17 protein-coding genes and 1 pseudogene are annotated in these 16,221 nt (G+C 55.4%); 8 read left to right on the top strand and 10 right to left on the bottom strand.

The window, feature by feature from the left end; translation table 11 throughout:
• Positions 1–236 precede the first annotated feature (236 nt).
• On the top strand, positions 237–476 hold the full coding sequence (locus tag L977_RS02405) for a DUF1883 domain-containing protein (protein WP_047624600.1): 240 nt from the start codon (positions 237–239) through the stop codon (positions 474–476).
• A gap of 30 nt (positions 477–506) precedes the next feature.
• Here the strand turns inward: L977_RS02405 and L977_RS02410 are convergent, their stop codons facing one another.
• Both L977_RS02410 and chaB read right to left on the bottom strand, forming a co-directional pair.
• Positions 507–1,202: a gamma-glutamylcyclotransferase gene (locus L977_RS02410; RefSeq protein ID WP_014884190.1), complete on the bottom strand. Its 696-nt coding sequence runs from the start codon at positions 1,200–1,202 to the stop codon at positions 507–509.
• Positions 1,203–1,380: 178 nt separating this feature from the next.
• Entirely contained in the window at positions 1,381–1,611 is a 231-nt protein-coding gene (gene chaB / locus L977_RS02415) for a putative cation transport regulator ChaB (protein ID WP_014884191.1), read from the bottom strand.
• Between the two features lie 269 nt (positions 1,612–1,880).
• Between chaB and chaA the strand changes: the two genes are divergently transcribed.
• Positions 1,881–2,981 carry a sodium-potassium/proton antiporter ChaA gene (chaA, locus tag L977_RS02420; protein WP_014884192.1) on the top strand — a complete coding sequence of 367 codons (1,101 nt, stop codon included), beginning with the start codon at positions 1,881–1,883 and terminating at the stop codon, positions 2,979–2,981.
• 115 nt (positions 2,982–3,096) lie between these two features.
• Here chaA and kdsA read toward each other — a convergent pair whose 3' ends face one another.
• The 6 genes and pseudogenes from kdsA to hemA all read right to left on the bottom strand — a co-directional run bounded on the left by kdsA (position 3,097) and on the right by hemA (position 8,141).
• Complete coding sequence (gene kdsA / locus L977_RS02425) at positions 3,097–3,951, bottom strand: 3-deoxy-8-phosphooctulonate synthase (protein WP_014884193.1); 855 nt, start codon at positions 3,949–3,951, stop codon at positions 3,097–3,099.
• 36 nt (positions 3,952–3,987) lie between these two features.
• A complete protein-coding gene (gene sirB1 / locus L977_RS02430) occupies positions 3,988–4,797 on the bottom strand; it encodes an invasion regulator SirB1 (RefSeq protein ID WP_008499515.1) in 810 nt (269 codons plus the stop codon).
• 35 nt (positions 4,798–4,832) lie between these two features.
• Positions 4,833–4,922, bottom strand: a pseudogene (locus L977_RS24880) (siroheme synthase); the annotation flags it as partial.
• An 8-nt stretch (positions 4,923–4,930) separates the two neighbouring features.
• Complete coding sequence (gene prmC, locus L977_RS02435; RefSeq protein ID WP_014884194.1) at positions 4,931–5,761, bottom strand: peptide chain release factor N(5)-glutamine methyltransferase; 831 nt, start codon at positions 5,759–5,761, stop codon at positions 4,931–4,933.
• On the bottom strand, positions 5,761–6,843 hold the full coding sequence (gene prfA, locus L977_RS02440; RefSeq protein ID WP_014884195.1) for a peptide chain release factor 1: 1,083 nt from the start codon (positions 6,841–6,843) through the stop codon (positions 5,761–5,763). The genes prmC and prfA overlap by 1 nt, the downstream gene beginning before the upstream one ends.
• A gap of 41 nt (positions 6,844–6,884) precedes the next feature.
• On the bottom strand, positions 6,885–8,141 hold the full coding sequence (gene hemA / locus L977_RS02445; RefSeq protein WP_047624603.1) for a glutamyl-tRNA reductase: 1,257 nt from the start codon (positions 8,139–8,141) through the stop codon (positions 6,885–6,887).
• Between the two features lie 201 nt (positions 8,142–8,342).
• Here hemA and lolB point away from each other — a divergent pair, with 201 nt between their 5' ends.
• The 4 genes from lolB (at position 8,343) to dauA (ending at position 12,697) form a co-directional block, all read left to right on the top strand.
• Positions 8,343–8,954, top strand: a complete 612-nt coding sequence (gene lolB, locus L977_RS02450) for a lipoprotein insertase outer membrane protein LolB (protein ID WP_014884196.1) — start codon at positions 8,343–8,345, stop codon at positions 8,952–8,954.
• Positions 8,951–9,820: a 4-(cytidine 5'-diphospho)-2-C-methyl-D-erythritol kinase gene (gene ispE / locus L977_RS02455; RefSeq protein ID WP_047624605.1), complete on the top strand. Its 870-nt coding sequence runs from the start codon at positions 8,951–8,953 to the stop codon at positions 9,818–9,820. The genes lolB and ispE overlap by 4 nt, the downstream gene beginning before the upstream one ends.
• Positions 9,821–9,945: 125 nt before the next feature.
• The gene (prs, locus tag L977_RS02460; protein WP_003856663.1) at positions 9,946–10,893 is read left to right on the top strand and encodes a ribose-phosphate diphosphokinase; all 948 of its coding nucleotides are present in this window, start codon (positions 9,946–9,948) and stop codon (positions 10,891–10,893) included.
• 124 nt (positions 10,894–11,017) lie between these two features.
• Positions 11,018–12,697, top strand: coding sequence for a C4-dicarboxylic acid transporter DauA (gene dauA / locus L977_RS02465; protein ID WP_047624607.1), 1,680 nt, complete (start codon positions 11,018–11,020; stop codon positions 12,695–12,697).
• Here the strand turns inward: dauA and L977_RS02470 are convergent.
• Both L977_RS02470 and ychH read right to left on the bottom strand, forming a co-directional pair.
• Entirely contained in the window at positions 12,683–13,741 is a 1,059-nt protein-coding gene (locus L977_RS02470; protein ID WP_047624608.1) for a MerR family transcriptional regulator, read from the bottom strand. The two genes, dauA and L977_RS02470, sit on opposite strands and share 15 nt — an antisense overlap.
• A 120-nt stretch (positions 13,742–13,861) precedes the next feature.
• Positions 13,862–14,137: a stress-induced protein YchH gene (ychH, locus tag L977_RS02475; protein ID WP_008499505.1), complete on the bottom strand. Its 276-nt coding sequence runs from the start codon at positions 14,135–14,137 to the stop codon at positions 13,862–13,864.
• 274 nt (positions 14,138–14,411) lie between these two features.
• Between ychH and pth the strand changes: the two genes are divergently transcribed.
• Both pth and ychF read left to right on the top strand, forming a co-directional pair.
• A complete protein-coding gene (gene pth / locus L977_RS02480; RefSeq protein ID WP_014884200.1) occupies positions 14,412–14,996 on the top strand; it encodes an aminoacyl-tRNA hydrolase in 585 nt (194 codons plus the stop codon).
• Positions 14,997–15,122: 126 nt separating this feature from the next.
• Positions 15,123–16,217 carry a redox-regulated ATPase YchF gene (gene ychF / locus L977_RS02485; protein ID WP_010432886.1) on the top strand — a complete coding sequence of 365 codons (1,095 nt, stop codon included), beginning with the start codon at positions 15,123–15,125 and terminating at the stop codon, positions 16,215–16,217.
• Positions 16,218–16,221: the final 4 nt, after the last annotated feature.

Here is a 16,221-nt window from a genome sequence, read left to right on the forward strand (position 1 = left end):
AACGGCCGGCCATTTCCGCATTTAATGTTCCTCCGGCGCGCGTTTCGCGGGTAAAACGCGCGCCAGCCTAACTTTTGAGGAATTTTGTCATTTTTGTTTAATCGTTATGCCATTTTTTGATCAAAATCAGCATCCCGACTCTCCCCCTTTGGTGTTATGCAACGAGTGAATTGTGAACAACATCACGCTCGGATATGGCTGCAGGGAGAGCGTTGTTTAAGACTACGGGGTAAAAAATGGCACTGGTAAAAACAAGTTTGAAACTGTTCGGCGGGGATACGGTAGTGGTGCGTTGCTCAGAACGCTGCCGCATACATCTCATGAGTTCAAAAGCGCAAAAGCAATCCCAGGAGGATATTCTGACCGTGCAGGATGATAAAGCGTGGCTTACCGTGCCGTATACCGGCACATGGGATGTGCTGATCGACAGCCACAGTCAGTCGCTGGAGCATTCCGTCAGCTACGTGGCAGCATAAGAGTAAACGCCCGGCCAGCCGGGCGTATTATCAGGCAAAACCCGGTCGCAGCGAGCTGTTGACAGGGTTCCCTTCCAGCAGCGCCCTCACCTTTACCACCAGCTCATTCAGACAATCGTCCTTCATACCGAGGCGGGTCAGCTCCTGATCGAGGGAGAAGAGATACTGCGCGTTGGTGCCCAGCGGCCCGCTGGCGGCGGCAATTAACGGAGCGATGACCTGCGTGCGGGTATCCGCTTCATACAGCGGATGGCGTGGATCCATAATAAATACCAGCGCATTGACGGTACGTCCATCGTCAAGCTCCAGCTTGCACCAGCTCGGCATATAGCAGCCGGTGATCATTTCGCGCTTCCAGAGCAGCGTCAGCTCCTCTTCGAGCGTGGCATCCGGGAGGCGATACGCCACGCCCGTGGTGCGTCCGCCCTCTTTCAGTGCAAGCATGCGACCAGGCTGACACGCACTGCCGCGTCCGGCCGTCAGGCGCAGACAAAATGCGCGGTGCCAGCCAGGCAGCGTTCCCGTTGCCGATTCGACAAATTCCAGAGCCGGGTTCCACATCAGCGAACCGTAGCCAAAAATCCATACCGGGCCATCATCCGGGCGGCAGGCAAGCGTGGCAGCAAGCGACGCCGCACGTTGTTCAGCTGACCAGAGAAGCGATTCCTCAATAGCACCAAATGCCGTCTTACAATCTGCCTTCATTAAGAAATCACGCGTTAACACTTTACACCTCCGCCACTGCATGCTTCCTTGCGACATCTGTAATGCGCCTTCCCGGCATTTTTTCTCTGGTCATTTTGCCAGCAGTGAAATAACGATAAGCAATTAGCGGACCAGTTGCAATACAACGGAAGTTCAACCGCCTGAAAAGTCAAAATGAAGGCAGCGAATTATTTCACGGCTATTTCTTTTTATGCCATTTATCATCGTCTCCTTTCTCGTAGTCATGTTTAACTGCGGCCCAGGCGACCTTATGCGCCGTCTCTTCCCGGCTGGCATCATCCCGGCGATCGTCTTTATCTTTGTACTGATCCCAGGCGCTGTTAAACGCTTCCTTGTAGATATCCTGCGCGTGTTCAGGCAGGACATTTTTCACGTTATCAGGTAATTCGCGTTTCGTTTTGTAGGGCATCACTAACCTCTCTTTTCGGTAAAGAGATAAGTGTGGACGACGATATGCCATGGTGCCACCCAACAATAATTAATGAGTAAATTAAAATTATAATTCGTTGTTATTTAATATTTATTTATGAGAGATATGGCATTATAGACTTCAAAGAAGAAAAACATCACAAAGGGTAAAATTAAGTAAAAAACAGAAGGTATTTAACAGATTTCTGTTAATTTAATCTCCTTAAAATCTATCTATAATTACAAGCACCTGCATTGATGGAGAAGCACATGACAGCAACACACGAGGCGGTAAAGACCCGCCACAAGGAGACGTCACTCATTTTCCCGGTTCTGGCACTGGCTGTGCTGCTCTTCTGGGGAAGCAGTCAGTCACTGCCAGTGGTGGTTGGTATCAATATTCTTGCCCTGGTCGGTATTTTAACCAGCGCATTTAGCGTCGTTCGCCATGCGGACGTATTAGCCCACCGTCTGGGCGAGCCGTACGGTTCGTTAATTCTGAGTCTTTCCGTTGTTATTCTCGAAGTCAGCCTGATTTCCGCGCTTATGGCGACCGGCGATGCTGCCCCGACGCTGATGCGCGATACCCTCTACTCCATCATTATGATTGTGACAGGCGGCCTGGTGGGCTTCTCGCTGTTACTGGGCGGACGTAAATTTGCGACCCAGTACATGAACCTGTTTGGTATTAAACAGTACCTGATTGCCCTCTTCCCGCTGGCAATTATCGTGCTGGTCTTCCCGATGGCGCTGCCAGGTGCAAACTTCTCCACCGGTCAGGCGCTGCTGGTCGCGCTGATTTCCGCAGCCATGTACGGCGTTTTCCTGCTGATTCAGACCAAAACGCACCAGAGCCTGTTTGTATACGAACATGAAGATGACGGCGACGACGACGACCCGCACCACGGTAAGCCGTCAGCACACAGCAGTGTGTGGCACACGGTTTGGCTGATCGTGCATCTGATTGCGGTCATTGCGGTCACCAAAATGAATGCCAACCCGCTGGAGACGCTGTTGACCGAGCTGAACGCCCCGGTGGCCTTTACCGGTTTCCTGGTGGCGCTGCTGATCCTGTCCCCTGAAGGACTGGGGGCGCTGAAAGCGGTGTTGAACAATCAGGTGCAGCGTGCAATGAACCTGTTCTTCGGCTCCGTGCTGGCGACCATATCACTCACCGTACCGGTGGTGACGCTGATTGCCTTTATGACGGGGAACGAACTGCAGTTTGCGCTGGGCGCGCCGGAGATGATTGTGATGGTGGCCTCGCTGCTGCTGTGCCAGATCTCCTTCTCCACCGGACGCACCAACGTGCTGAACGGCGCGGCACATATGGCGCTGTTTGTGGCGTACCTGATGACGATATTTGCCTAGTCTCTTTGCCCAGCGGCGCTTCGCTTGCAGTGCCTACAGGTTTTGTAGGCCGGGTAAGCGCAGCGCCACCCGACAATATGTCCTATAAAAAAACCCGCCGAAGCGGGTTTTTTTATTAGTTGCTGGTATCCAGCTCGTCGAAGTTCTTCACCAGATCGTCAATCGCTTTGATCTGCTTCAGGAACGGCTCCAGCTTATCCAGCGGCAGTGCGGACGGACCATCGCATTTCGCGTTAGCCGGATCCGGGTGCGCTTCAATGAACAGACCCGCCAGACCCGTTGCCATACCGGCGCGCGCCAGTTCGGTTACCTGCGCGCGACGACCGCCAGACGCGGCACCAAACGGGTCACGGCACTGCAGGGCGTGAGTCACGTCGAAGATCACCGGAGACTGGTTAGAGACGTTCTTCATCACGCTGAAGCCCAGCATATCCACGACCAGGTTGTCATAACCGAAGTTTGCACCACGGTCGCACAGGATAACCTTGTCATTGCCGCCTTCGATAAACTTGTCGACAATGTTCCCCATCTGGCCAGGGCTCACGAACTGTGGTTTTTTCACGTTGATGACCGCGCCGGTTTTCGCCATCGCTTCCACCAGGTCCGTCTGACGGGCCAGGAATGCCGGAAGCTGGATCACGTCTACCACGTCCGCTACAGGCTGTGCCTGCCAGGACTCATGCACATCGGTGATCACTTTCACGCCAAACGTCTGTTTCAGCTCCTGGAAAATCTTCATGCCCTCTTCCAGGCCCGGGCCACGGTAAGAGTGAATGGAGGAGCGGTTGGCTTTGTCAAAAGAGGCCTTAAACACGTACGGGATGCCCAGCTTCTGGGTCACGGTCACGTAGTGCTCGCAGATACGCATGGCGAGATCGCGGGATTCCAGCACGTTCATACCGCCAAACAGCACGAACGGCAGGTCGTTTGCTACCTTGATATCACCAATGCTAACCACTTTTTGTTTCATAGGATCGCCTTATTCAGGTGTGAATCGGAATTAAGATTAATGCAGTGTAATTTGTTTGTGCGAGATCGCGTTGATCTGCGCGCGAATCATTTCGCTAATCGGATCTTCCGGGCACTGCTCAACGAAATAGCTCAGATCGTTCAGCGCAACGTGTTCGCAGTCGAGCTGGGCATAGATAAGCCCGCGGTCGCGAATTTCGTAGGGATCTTCCGGATTAAACTGCAGCAGCACTTCGCTGGCACGCAAGGCAAGCTCCATCTGACGCTCTTCCATCAGCGCTGATTTCAGCGTATCCAGCAGCTTGCGGATCACTTCGGCGTTATCGGCCTCGTCGAGATCTTCGTTAAAGAGCTCGGCGACCGGGCTGATGTTGCCTTTCAGCCAGACGTCCAGCGTATGCTCATCCAGCGTATCGCCGTTAAACGGATTAATGAGCCACATCTCGCCGTCAAGCCACTCCGCCCGCAGGATCATCTGCGTCGGGAAAATGACCGGCACCAGTGGAATATCCAGACGGTGCGCGACCCACAGCAAAATAGAGCCCAGCGCAACGGCGCTGCCCTGACGGTTTTTTAAGACCTGGTCCAGCCATAATGCGTCAGACAGGCGATACACGCCACGCGTGTCGCAGAAACCCCATTCGCCGTAGAAAAGCTCAAGCAGCTTCTCTAATTGCCAGTCCTGCGGGCGCGCCTGATTGATCTCTTCACGCGCCAGGCTGACCAGATTCTCCAGTTCATCGTAAACGTACTGCGACGTAAAATCGTCGCGTATCATCTCCGAAATCAGGATCATGCCATCGCAAAGCGGCACTTTATTAAATTCGAAATCGGCTAAGGACTTCATGACTTACCCCAGTAACGCCCGAACGTACAGCTACCCCCGGGCGCGATAAAACTCAAAACAATGTAGATGATAACGCCAAACCGCCTTTCAGTCAGCCTTACGCCTTTATCAGTAAATGGCAGATAGCCTTGTTTCACGCCCACTGGCCTAGCGTCAACCGTTCATTACCGCCGTAGTCGCGGCAGGTTTCCACTGCGGTATAACCCGCTTGCGTAAACAGCGCACGTACGGCTTCCCCCTGCGTCCAGCCATGTTCCACCAGCAGCCAGCCGCCGGGAAGTAAATGTTGCCGTGACGTTGTCACTATGTGATCAAGATCGGCTAACCCTGCGTTAGCCGCAACCAGCGCCGTCAATGGCTCGAAACGAACATCGCCCTGCGCAAGGTGCGGGTCGTGCTCGTCAATATACGGCGGGTTACTGACGATCATCTCGAACGAGCGAGTCTCCAGCGCGCTAAACCAGCTGCTTTGCAGCACGGTCACGTTAGTCAGCCCAAGACGCGCCACGTTACGCTGCGCCAGGGTCACCGCGTCAGGCATCACATCCACTGCCGTCACATCGCAATCCGGACGCTCGCTGGCAAGCGCCAGCGCGATAGCACCCGTTCCTGTTCCGAGATCGAGAATGCGGCTGGCCGCAGCCGGCAAACGCGCCAGCGCCTGCTCCACCAGACATTCGGTATCCGGGCGTGGAATCAGCGTTGCCGCTGAGACATAAAGCGGGAGCGACCAGAACTCACGTTCACCGACAAGATGCGCCACCGGCTCACCGTTTTTACGGCGGGCAAGCAGCGTAGCGAGCTGCGCTTGCTGCTCAGCGGTCAGGGGCGTCTCACCGAATGCCAGCAGATACGTACGGGCTTTACCCGTTACATGCTCCAGCAAAATTTCGGCGTCGCGTTTTGGGCTTTCGCTTGCGGAAAGCTCACCGGCGGCCTCACGTAACCAGCGCTGAAAATCCATTATTCCTGCTCGGACAGCGCCGCCAGCTGGTCGGCCTGGTATTCCTGCACGATAGGCTCAATCAGCATATCCAGCTTCCCTTCCATCACCTCGTCCAGACGGTAAAGCGTCAGGTTAATGCGGTGGTCGGTCACGCGGCCCTGCGGGAAGTTGTAGGTACGGTTACGGTCGCTGCGATCGCCGCTGCCGAGCAGGTTACGACGCGTCGATGCTTCCGCCTGCTGGCGTTTCGCCATTTCGGCCGCGTGGATACGCGCACCCAGCACAGACAAGGCTTTGGCTTTGTTTTTATGCTGCGAACGCTCGTCCTGACACTCCACCACAATACCGGTTGGCAGGTGAGTAATACGGATAGCGGAATCGGTGGTGTTAACGTGCTGGCCGCCCGCACCAGAGGAGCGGAAGGTGTCGATGCGCAGGTCCGCCGGGTTGATGTCCGGCAATTCCGCTTCCGGCAGCTCTGGCATCACCGCCACTGTACAGGCAGAGGTATGAATACGCCCCTGAGATTCCGTAGCAGGCACGCGCTGCACGCGATGACCGCCAGATTCAAACTTCAGACGACCATACACGCCGTCGCCGCTGATCTTGGCGATAACCTCTTTATAGCCACCATGCTCGCCGTCGTTAGCGCTCATGATTTCCACGCGCCAGCGACGCGATTCAGCGTAGCGGCTGTACATGCGGAACAGATCCCCGGCAAACAGCGCCGCTTCATCACCGCCGGTACCGGCGCGGACTTCCACAAACGCGTTACGCTCGTCGTCCGGATCTTTTGGCAGCAGCAGCACCTGAAGCTGTTGCTCCATCTCTTCAGAACGCGCTTTCGCATCCTGTAACTCTTCCTGCGCCATCTCGCGCATTTCAGGATCGTCGAGCATCATCTGCGCGGTTTCGATGTCTTCCTGAACCTGTCGCCAGTCGGTAAAGCATTTAGAAACATCACTTAACTGCGCGTACTCACGCGAGAGTGCGCGAAAACGTTCCTGGTCCGCAATGGTCCCGGCATCCCCGAGCAGCGCCTGGACTTCTTCATGGCGCTCGTGCAGAGCTTCCAGTTTAGCGACGATAGAAGGCTTCATAGGCGTAAGTGCACCTTGTCTTAGAAAATGGGTATAGGGCGCTATTCCAGCCCGAGGCTGTTGCGCAGAATAGTCAGGCGTTCATCATCCCCGTCACGGGCAGCCTGTTGAAGAGATTTGGTTGGTGCATGGATCAGGCGGTTGGTCAGTTTCCACGCCAGATCCTGCATAATGGCCTGTGCGTCGCCGCCCTGTTCAAGGGCCGCTAACGCTTTGGCAGTCAGGTCATCACGCACCTGCTCCGCCTGCCCGCGATACTCGCGGATGGTCTCGCTGACGCTTTGCGCGCGCAGCCAGGCCATAAACTCGCTGGTTTCCTGCTCAACAATAGTTTCCGCCTGTACCGCCGCCGATTTACGCTGAGCGAGGTTGTGCGAAATGATGCTTTGCAGGTCGTCAACGCTGTAAAGATAGGCGTTCGCCAGTTTACCGACTTCCGGTTCAACATCACGCGGGACGGCGATATCCACCAGCAGCATCGGCTGATTTCGACGCGACTTCAGCGCGCGCTCCACCATCCCTTTACCGATGATTGGCAGGGGGCTGGCGGTAGAACTGATAATAATGTCCGCCTCTTTCAGACGTTCATCGATGTCGCTCAGCGCAACCACTTCTGCGCCCACCTCATCCGCCAGAACCTGCGCACGTTCGCGGGTGCGGTTCGCGATAATCATCTTTTTCACTTTATGCTCGCGCAGATGGCGCGCCACAAGTTCGATGGTTTCGCCCGCGCCCACCAGCATCACGGTGACGGTGGAAAGGGACTCAAAGATTTGACGTGCAAGGGTGCAGGCTGCGAAAGCAACAGAAACCGCACTGGCACCAATGTCGGTTTCGGTTCGCACACGCTTCGCCACGGAGAACGACTTCTGGAACATACGCTCCAGTTCACTGGACTTCAAATGCCCTTTTTGCGAATCCGCAAAGGCTTTTTTCACCTGACCGAGAATCTGCGGCTCGCCCAGCACCAGTGAATCCAGACCGCTGGCGACGCGCATCAGATGGCTGACCGCATCATTGTCCTGATGCCAGTACAGGCTGTTACGCAGCTCGTCTTCGTTGAGATTGTGGTAGTCACATAACCAGCGGATCAGCGCTTCATGCAGGTTATCCTGCTCTTCCACGCTTAAATACAGCTCGGTACGGTTGCACGTCGAGAGCACCACGCCCCCTTGCACCATCGGTTGGGCAAGCAGGCTGTCCAGCGCCAGGTCAAGCGTATCCGGCGAAAACGTAACGCGTTCTCGCAGCGAAACCGGGGCCGTTTTGTGGTTAATACCGAGTGCTAATAGGGTCATGTTGAGCGGGAGTAGTACCAGCGTTAATAAGGTTAGCAGGACGCATCATACAGGATGCGCGAGATCAATAAAAGAGACCGCCTCCTTTCGGAGTAATAGCTTACGCATTGCTTTGAGATAATTTGAACGTAGACGGTGGGACTGCGGGACGCTAGCATTAACAGTTATAACTGCAACGTATCTCAAGGATTTGTCCTCATTATGACCCGACTGATTCGCCTGCTGCCTCTGGCGGCACTGGTTCTGACCGCATGTACTGTCACCCAACCAAAAGGCCCGGGCAAAAGCCCTGATTCACCGCAGTGGCGTCAGCACCAGCAGGACGTCCGCAATTTGAGCCAGTATCAGACCCGCGGCGCCTTCGCCTATCTCTCTGATGAACAAAAAGTGTATGCGCGTTTCTTCTGGCAGCAAACCGGGCAGGACAACTATCGCCTGCTGCTGCTGAACCCGCTCGGCAGCACCGAACTGGAGCTTATCGCTAAACCGGGCGAAGCGCAGATCACCGACAATAAAGGCCAGCACTACACCGCGACCGATGCCGAAGAGATGATTGGCAAGCTGACCGGGATGCCGATCCCGCTGAACAGCCTGCGCCAGTGGATCCTCGGCCTGCCGGGTGACGCCACCGACTACACCCTGGACGATCAATACCGTCTGAGCCAGGTCAACTACACCCAGAATGGCAAAACCTGGAAAGTGGTATACAACGACTATGACAGCAAGAGTAAACCATCGCTGCCATCGAATATGGAGCTGACACAGGGCAGCCAGCGCATCAAGCTCAAAATGGATAACTGGATCGTTAAATGATGACCCACTGGCCTTCTCCGGCAAAACTGAACCTGTTTTTATATATCACCGGTCAGCGTGCTGACGGCTACCATACCCTGCAAACGCTGTTTCAGTTTATTGACTATGGCGACACGATCGCCATTGAGCCGCGTCAGGACGGGCAGATTTGCCTCCTGACACCGGTCGAAGGCGTGGCGCATGAAGACAACCTGATCGTGCGTGCCGCGCGCCTGCTGATGAAAGCGGCGGCGGAGTCGGGGCTGCTGCCCGCGGGAAGCGGTGCGGACATCAGTATAGAGAAGCGCCTGCCGATGGGCGGCGGTCTTGGGGGGGGGTCTTCCAACGCGGCGACGATTCTGGTTGCACTGAACCATCTCTGGGGCTGCGGGCTCTCGACGGACGAACTGGCGACCTTAGGCTTAACGCTGGGCGCGGATGTGCCGGTATTTGTTCGTGGTCATGCGGCCTTTGCCGAAGGCGTAGGCGAGATTTTGTCTCCGGCCGAACCGCCAGAGAAATGGTACCTGGTTGCCCACCCCGGCGTCAGCATCCCAACGCCGCGCATCTTTAACGATCCTGACCTGAAAAGAAATACCCCGGTACGGTCAATAGAAACGTTATTAAATTGTGAATTCAGCAACGATTGCGAGGATATCGCAAGAAAACGTTTTCGCGAGGTTGATGCGGTGCTTTCCTGGCTGTTAGAATACGCGCCGTCGCGCCTGACTGGTACAGGGGCCTGTGTCTTTGCTGAATTTGACACCGAATCCACCGCTCGTCAGGTGCTTGAGCAAGCGCCGGATTGGCTGCATGGTTTTGTAGCGCGTGGGATGAACATCTCCCCTCTACAGCAGGCCATTCTGGCGCAGACTGAGTTTCGGTGACAACGTCACCCTGTTCCAGACGTTGCATCGCGCTCTTTAATACACCGCCTGGATAGCCTTCGCCTGGCCCGCACAGTTTGCGGCGAACGCTATCCACCACTGGACGCATGCCTGAGGTTCTTCTCGTGCCTGATATGAAGCTTTTTGCTGGTAACGCCACCCCGGAACTAGCACAACGTATTGCCAACCGCCTGTACACTTCCCTCGGCGACGCCGCTGTAGGTCGCTTTAGCGACGGCGAAGTCAGCGTACAAATTAACGAAAATGTACGCGGTGGTGATATTTTCATCATCCAGTCCACCTGTGCTCCAACGAATGACAACCTGATGGAACTGGTTGTTATGGTCGACGCGCTGCGTCGCGCTTCCGCAGGCCGTATCACTGCTGTAATCCCTTACTTCGGCTATGCCCGTCAGGACCGTCGCGTCCGTTCCGCGCGTGTGCCAATTACCGCTAAAGTCGTTGCTGATTTCCTCTCCAGCGTCGGCGTTGACCGCGTACTGACCGTTGACCTGCACGCAGAGCAGATCCAGGGCTTCTTCGACGTCCCGGTTGATAACGTATTCGGCAGCCCAATCCTGCTGGAAGACATGCTGCAGCTGAACCTGGACAACCCGATCGTGGTTTCTCCGGACATCGGCGGCGTGGTACGTGCCCGTGCTATCGCTAAGCTGCTGAACGATACCGACATGGCGATCATCGACAAACGTCGTCCACGCGCTAACGTTTCTCAGGTGATGCACATCATCGGTGACGTTGCCGGCCGCGACTGCGTGCTGGTTGACGATATGATCGATACCGGTGGCACGCTGTGTAAAGCCGCTGAAGCGCTGAAAGAACGTGGTGCGAAACGCGTATTTGCTTACGCAACTCACCCGATCTTCTCCGGTAATGCGGTAAACAACCTGCGTAACTCCGTCATTGACGAAGTTGTGGTATGCGATACCATTCCACTGAGCGACGAGATCAAGGCACTGCCAAACGTGCGTACCTTGACCCTGTCCGGGATGCTGGCCGAAGCGATTCGTCGTATCAGCAACGAAGAATCCATCTCTGCAATGTTCGAACACTAATCGAACACGGCCGAAAAACCCGCTGCGGCGGGTTTTTTTGTCTTTAGGTTTTATTTGTATGATTAATGCCTCCTTCACCTGCCATTCATATGACAGATGATGCGCACTCGGATGATAGATAATTGTGAAAAACGTAGCCTCCTCACATTTTCTGCCCTTTCGCGCCCTCATCGACGCTTGCTGGAAAGAGAAGTACACCTCGTCACGTTTTGTCCGTGACCTGATTGCCGGGATCACCGTCGGCATTATCGCCATACCGCTGGCGATGGCGCTGGCGATTGGTAGCGGCGTTGCACCACAGTACGGCCTCTACACCTCGGCCGTTGCCGGGATTGTCATCGCCCTGACCGGTGGTTCACGCTTCAGCGTCTCCGGCCCGACCGCCGCTTTTGTGGTGATCCTCTACCCGGTTTCGCAACAGTTTGGTCTTGCAGGCCTGCTGGTTGCCACCCTGATGTCAGGCCTGTTTTTGATTCTCTTTGGCCTGGCCCGCTTTGGCCGCCTGATTGAGTACATTCCCCTTTCCGTCACGCTCGGGTTCACCTCAGGGATCGGGATCACCATCGGAACCATGCAGATCAAAGATTTTCTCGGTCTGCAGATGCCTCACGTACCGGAACATTATCTGCAAAAAGTAGGCGCGCTGTTTATGGCACTGCCTACGGCCAACCTGGGCGACGCTGCCATCGGGATTGTGACGCTGGGTACGCTGATCGTCTGGCCTCGTTTAGGGATTCGTCTGCCGGGTCACCTTCCCGCGCTGCTGCTGGGTTGCGCAGTAATGGCTATCGTCAATATGTTCGGTGGTCATGTCGCGACGATCGGCTCGCAGTTCCACTATGTGCTGGCGGACGGTTCTCAGGGTAGCGGCATTCCGCAACTGTTACCGCAACTGGTACTGCCGTGGGACATGCCTGGCTCCAGCTTTACCTTAAGCTGGGATTCCCTGCGCGCCTTGCTTCCCGCCGCATTCTCGATGGCAATGCTGGGGGCCATTGAATCGCTGCTCTGCGCCGTCGTGCTCGACGGCATGACCGGCACCAAACATAAAGCCAACAGCGAACTGGTCGGTCAGGGGTTAGGCAATCTCATCGCCCCGTTCTTTGGCGGTATTACCGCAACGGCAGCCATCGCCCGTTCAGCGGCGAACGTGCGCGCGGGAGCAACCTCCCCCGTTTCGGCGGTTATCCACTCCGTGCTGGTGATCCTCGCTCTGCTGATCCTTGCCCCGCTGCTCTCCTGGCTGCCGCTTTCCGCTATGGCCGCGCTGCTGCTGATGGTGGCCTGGAACATGAGTGAGGCGCATAAGGTGGTCAACCTGCTGCGTCGTGCACCAAAAGACGACATCATCGTAATGTTGATCTGCATGTCGCTGACCGTGCTGTTCGATATGGTTATCGCTATCAGCGTCGGGATCGTGCTGGCGTCCCTGCTGTTTATGCGCCGCATCGCGCAGATGACGCGCCTTTCCCCGGTTAACGTGGAGGTACCTGACGATGTGCTGGTGCTGCGGGTGATTGGCCCGCTGTTCTTCGCGGCTGCGGAAGGTCTGTTCAGCGATCTGGAGTCCCGCATCGCGGGGAAACGAGTCGTGGTACTGAAATGGGATGCCGTACCGGTGCTGGATGCCGGCGGCCTCGATGCCTTCCAGCGCTTTGTTGCACGTCTGCCGGAAGGCTGCGAGCTGCGGGTGAGTAACCTGGAATTCCAGCCGCTGCGTACCATGGCGCGCGCGGGCGTCCAGCCGATCCCTGGCCGACTCTCCTTTTACCCTAACCGGGAAGCTGCGTTAGCGGATCTGTGAGTCACCTGATGCAGAGAAACGTCTCTGCATCATCACCCCGATGGCCTGCTGGAGCCATGCCAGCACGGCAGGCGACATCCATGTTCCTTTCATCAGCTGCGGCTCCTGCTGCATGGCCGCGCGAAACTTTTGCTGGGTTTCCGGGTTTGTTCCCGCATACGACTGGAATAACGCCAGCCAGTTTTCAGCCAGCTTTTGCGCCTCCTCACAGGCAGGATCGATACTTTTCCGCTGCGCCTGATGCAGTTTCGCCACCAGCGGCGGCCACTCCATCATGCGGTCAAAATAGTGTGCCCTGGTAAAGGCCATCTCTTCAGCGGTGAGATACTTCTCCCATATGTTGAGCTTAGATTCAGCAAACGCCCGGGTAATGTAATCCGTCATCTCCGGCGTGATGCCAGTCTGCGCCTGCATTTGCGGCTCAACGCTGTGCATTTCGTTCAGCCGGGTAAGAAACTCCGGCTTGCCCGCCGTGTCCTGCTCCAGGCGTTCCATCCAGCGCGTCGCCAGCTCCATGGCTCGCGCATCCGTAACGGGGATATGTTGCTCCAGAAGTATGTTGGCCTCTGTAACCAGCCCTGACCAGATAGCCGTCAGTGCCTCCTTCTGCACCGCAAACGGCAGCTGCTGTAACTCTTCTTTGCTAAACCAGCGATCGTACATATTCATTAACTCCAGCGTCTGTAGCCAGGATTCCAGATCCGGCGTCGCATCGTCGCGAAGCCCGGTGCGCAGTTCCACCAGCCGGTCGCGCAGCGTATGTATGCTGCAAAGCTGTTTATCCAACAGCGTGATTTGCGCATCGAGTAACTCGGTTAACGACAGCGACGCCTGTTCCAGAAAATCCCTGATTTCAGCAAGTTCCAGCCCCGCTTTTGCCAGCGTCTGGATCATGTGCAGACGCTGGACATCTGCCAGGTTGTAAAGCCGGTAACCTGCCGCACTTCTGGCAGAAGGCAGCAACAACCCTGTTTGCTCATAGTGATGCAATGTCCGCACGGTGATCCCGGCCCGTTTCGCAAGCTCACCCACCTGAATCAACATAATTGCTCCTTTTTACTTTGCCAGTGCACACACTCTGGAGCCTTACGTTACGTGAGGGTCAATACTACATGCAAAAAAAAACGACTCCCTCGGGAGTCGTTCGGTGTTCTTTATCAGGTACTAGCTGTGCTTGTGCTGATCCCTACGACAACGTTTATCATAATGGCGCACCCACCAGTATTTATCGCAGACTTCCTCATGTCCGCTCACGCGCGCCCCGGCAAGCCACAATACTGCACCGAGGAAAATGCTCAGTACCGCGCCATGCGCGAAGTATTGCGGGAGATCAAGCTGCGGCAATTGGTTTAAAATTGAATAACCCACGCCGACAACCATCACAAACAGCCCCAACCCCATCAGCACGTTACCGAGTAACGAAGCGTTTTTGCGTTTCATGTGTCACCTCCGGAACTTTGGGTTGTCAGGGGAAAAGCCCCTAATCCTTGTGTGTAAAGTATAGACAGCGCCTCTTTTATGAGTTGCGTGAATGATCACATTTACGGATAACTCCCAAACAAAAGTTTACAAATAAGGCGTTGAACAGCTTGAAATTCTAATTGTTCAGATGAGTAATTATTCGACTTTCGCCGTGACGATTGCAGAATTTTGTCAAGCGGCGCGCCAGACAGTAAACTACGCGCCAGATCTGGAACCCATTAGGAATTGAATCGTGACGATTAAACTGATTGTCGGCCTCGCCAACCCGGGCGCAGAATATGCGGCCACTCGCCACAATGCCGGGGCATGGTATGTTGATCTGCTGGCCGAGCGGTTGCGTGCTCCCCTGCGCGAAGAACCTAAATTCTTCGGCTATACCTCACGTATCAACCTTGCTGGCGCAGATGTGCGCCTGCTGGTACCCACCACCTTTATGAACCTGAGCGGTAAAGCCGTGGCGGCAATGGCAACGTTTTATCGCATCAATCCGGATGAAATTCTGGTGGCTCACGATGAACTGGACCTCCCACCCGGCGTGGCAAAATTCAAACTGGGCGGCGGGCACGGGGGCCATAACGGTCTGAAAGATATTATCAGTAAGCTGGGCAATAACCCGAATTTCCACCGTTTGCGCGTAGGAATCGGCCATCCGGGCGATAAAAACAAAGTTGTTGGTTTTGTGTTAGGTAAGCCCCCGGTTTCTGAGCAGAAACTGATTGACGAGGCGGTAGACGAAGCGGTGCGCTGCACTGAAATCTGGCTGAAGGATGGCTTAACCAAAGCGACAAACCGCCTGCACGCTTTCAAAGCGCAATAATCCGCCCGATACGGCTTTTTTACCGCGCGTGATGCGGGTTACGTGTATAATAGGCAGAGTAATTTACTTTTCATCAATCGGTTATCGTTAACGGATTGATTATCAAGATATTAAGGTGATTTAGAAATGGGATTCAAATGCGGTATCGTCGGTCTGCCAAACGTGGGCAAATCCACCCTGTTTAACGCGCTTACCAAAGCGGGTATCGAAGCGGCGAACTTCCCGTTCTGTACCATCGAACCGAACACCGGGGTTGTGCCAATGCCCGACCCGCGTCTGGACCAGCTCGCGGAGATCGTGAAGCCACAGCGCATTCTGCCGACCACCATGGAGTTCGTTGACATCGCGGGCCTGGTAAAAGGCGCCTCCAAAGGTGAAGGTCTGGGTAACCAGTTCCTGACCAACATTCGTGAAACCGAAGCGATCGGCCACGTTGTGCGCTGCTTCGAGAACGACAACATCATCCACGTCAACAACAAAGTGGATCCGGCTGACGACATCGACGTCATCAACACCGAGCTGGCGCTCTCTGACCTCGACACCTGCGAACGCGCGATTCACCGCGTGCAGAAGAAAGCCAAAGGCGGCGATAAAGACGCGAAAGCGGAACTGGCTGCGCTGGAAAAATGTCTGCCACAGCTGGAAAACGCGGGCATGTTGCGCGCGCTGAAAAACCTGACGGAAGAAGACAAGGCGGCGATCAAATACCTGAGCTTCCTGACCCTGAAGCCAACCATGTATATCGCCAACGTTAACGAAGACGGTTTTGAGAACAACCCTTACCTGGACAAAGTGCGTGAGATCGCCGCGGCGGAAGGTTCTGTCGTTGTGGCGGTATGCGCTGCCGTTGAATCTGACATCGCCGAGCTGGACGACGCTGACCGTGAAGAGTTCATGGCCGAGCTGGGTCTGGAAGAGCCGGGCCTGAACCGCGTAATTCGCGCAGGCTATGAGCTGCTGAACCTGCAGACCTACTTCACCGCTGGCGTGAAAGAAGTGCGTGCGTGGACGATTCCTGTTGGTGCAACTGCGCCTCAGGCGGCCGGTAAGATCCACACCGACTTCGAGAAAGGCTTTATTCGTGCGCAGACTATCGCGTTTGAGGACTTCATCACCTACAAGGGTGAGCAAGGCGCGAAAGAAGCAGGCAAGATGCGTGCGGAAGGGAAAGATTACATTGTTAAAGATGGCGATGTGATGAACTTCCTGTTTAACGTCTGATTCG

The organism is Enterobacter sp. ZOR0014 (assembly GCF_000798855.1).
Classification (GTDB): Bacteria; Pseudomonadota; Gammaproteobacteria; order Enterobacterales; family Enterobacteriaceae; genus Enterobacter; species Enterobacter kobei.

What these genes read in the sequence shown, in the direction of transcription:
- L977_RS02405 (WP_047624600.1), top strand. Translation starts at nt 237, where the DNA reads ATGGCACTGGTAAAAACAAGTTTGAAACTGTTCGGCGGGGATACGGTA.
- chaB (WP_014884191.1), bottom strand. Translation starts at nt 1,611, where the DNA reads ATGCCCTACAAAACGAAACGCGAATTACCTGATAACGTGAAAAATGTC.
- chaA (WP_014884192.1), top strand. Translation starts at nt 1,881, where the DNA reads ATGACAGCAACACACGAGGCGGTAAAGACCCGCCACAAGGAGACGTCA.
- kdsA (WP_014884193.1), bottom strand. Translation starts at nt 3,951, where the DNA reads ATGAAACAAAAAGTGGTTAGCATTGGTGATATCAAGGTAGCAAACGAC.
- sirB1 (WP_008499515.1), bottom strand. Translation starts at nt 4,797, where the DNA reads ATGAAGTCCTTAGCCGATTTCGAATTTAATAAAGTGCCGCTTTGCGAT.
- prmC (WP_014884194.1), bottom strand. Translation starts at nt 5,761, where the DNA reads ATGGATTTTCAGCGCTGGTTACGTGAGGCCGCCGGTGAGCTTTCCGCA.
- prfA (WP_014884195.1), bottom strand. Translation starts at nt 6,843, where the DNA reads ATGAAGCCTTCTATCGTCGCTAAACTGGAAGCTCTGCACGAGCGCCAT.
- hemA (WP_047624603.1), bottom strand. Translation starts at nt 8,141, where the DNA reads ATGACCCTATTAGCACTCGGTATTAACCACAAAACGGCCCCGGTTTCG.
- lolB (WP_014884196.1), top strand. Translation starts at nt 8,343, where the DNA reads ATGACCCGACTGATTCGCCTGCTGCCTCTGGCGGCACTGGTTCTGACC.
- ispE (WP_047624605.1), top strand. Translation starts at nt 8,951, where the DNA reads ATGATGACCCACTGGCCTTCTCCGGCAAAACTGAACCTGTTTTTATAT.
- L977_RS02470 (WP_047624608.1), bottom strand. Translation starts at nt 13,741, where the DNA reads ATGTTGATTCAGGTGGGTGAGCTTGCGAAACGGGCCGGGATCACCGTG.
- ychH (WP_008499505.1), bottom strand. Translation starts at nt 14,137, where the DNA reads ATGAAACGCAAAAACGCTTCGTTACTCGGTAACGTGCTGATGGGGTTG.
- ychF (WP_010432886.1), top strand. Translation starts at nt 15,123, where the DNA reads ATGGGATTCAAATGCGGTATCGTCGGTCTGCCAAACGTGGGCAAATCC.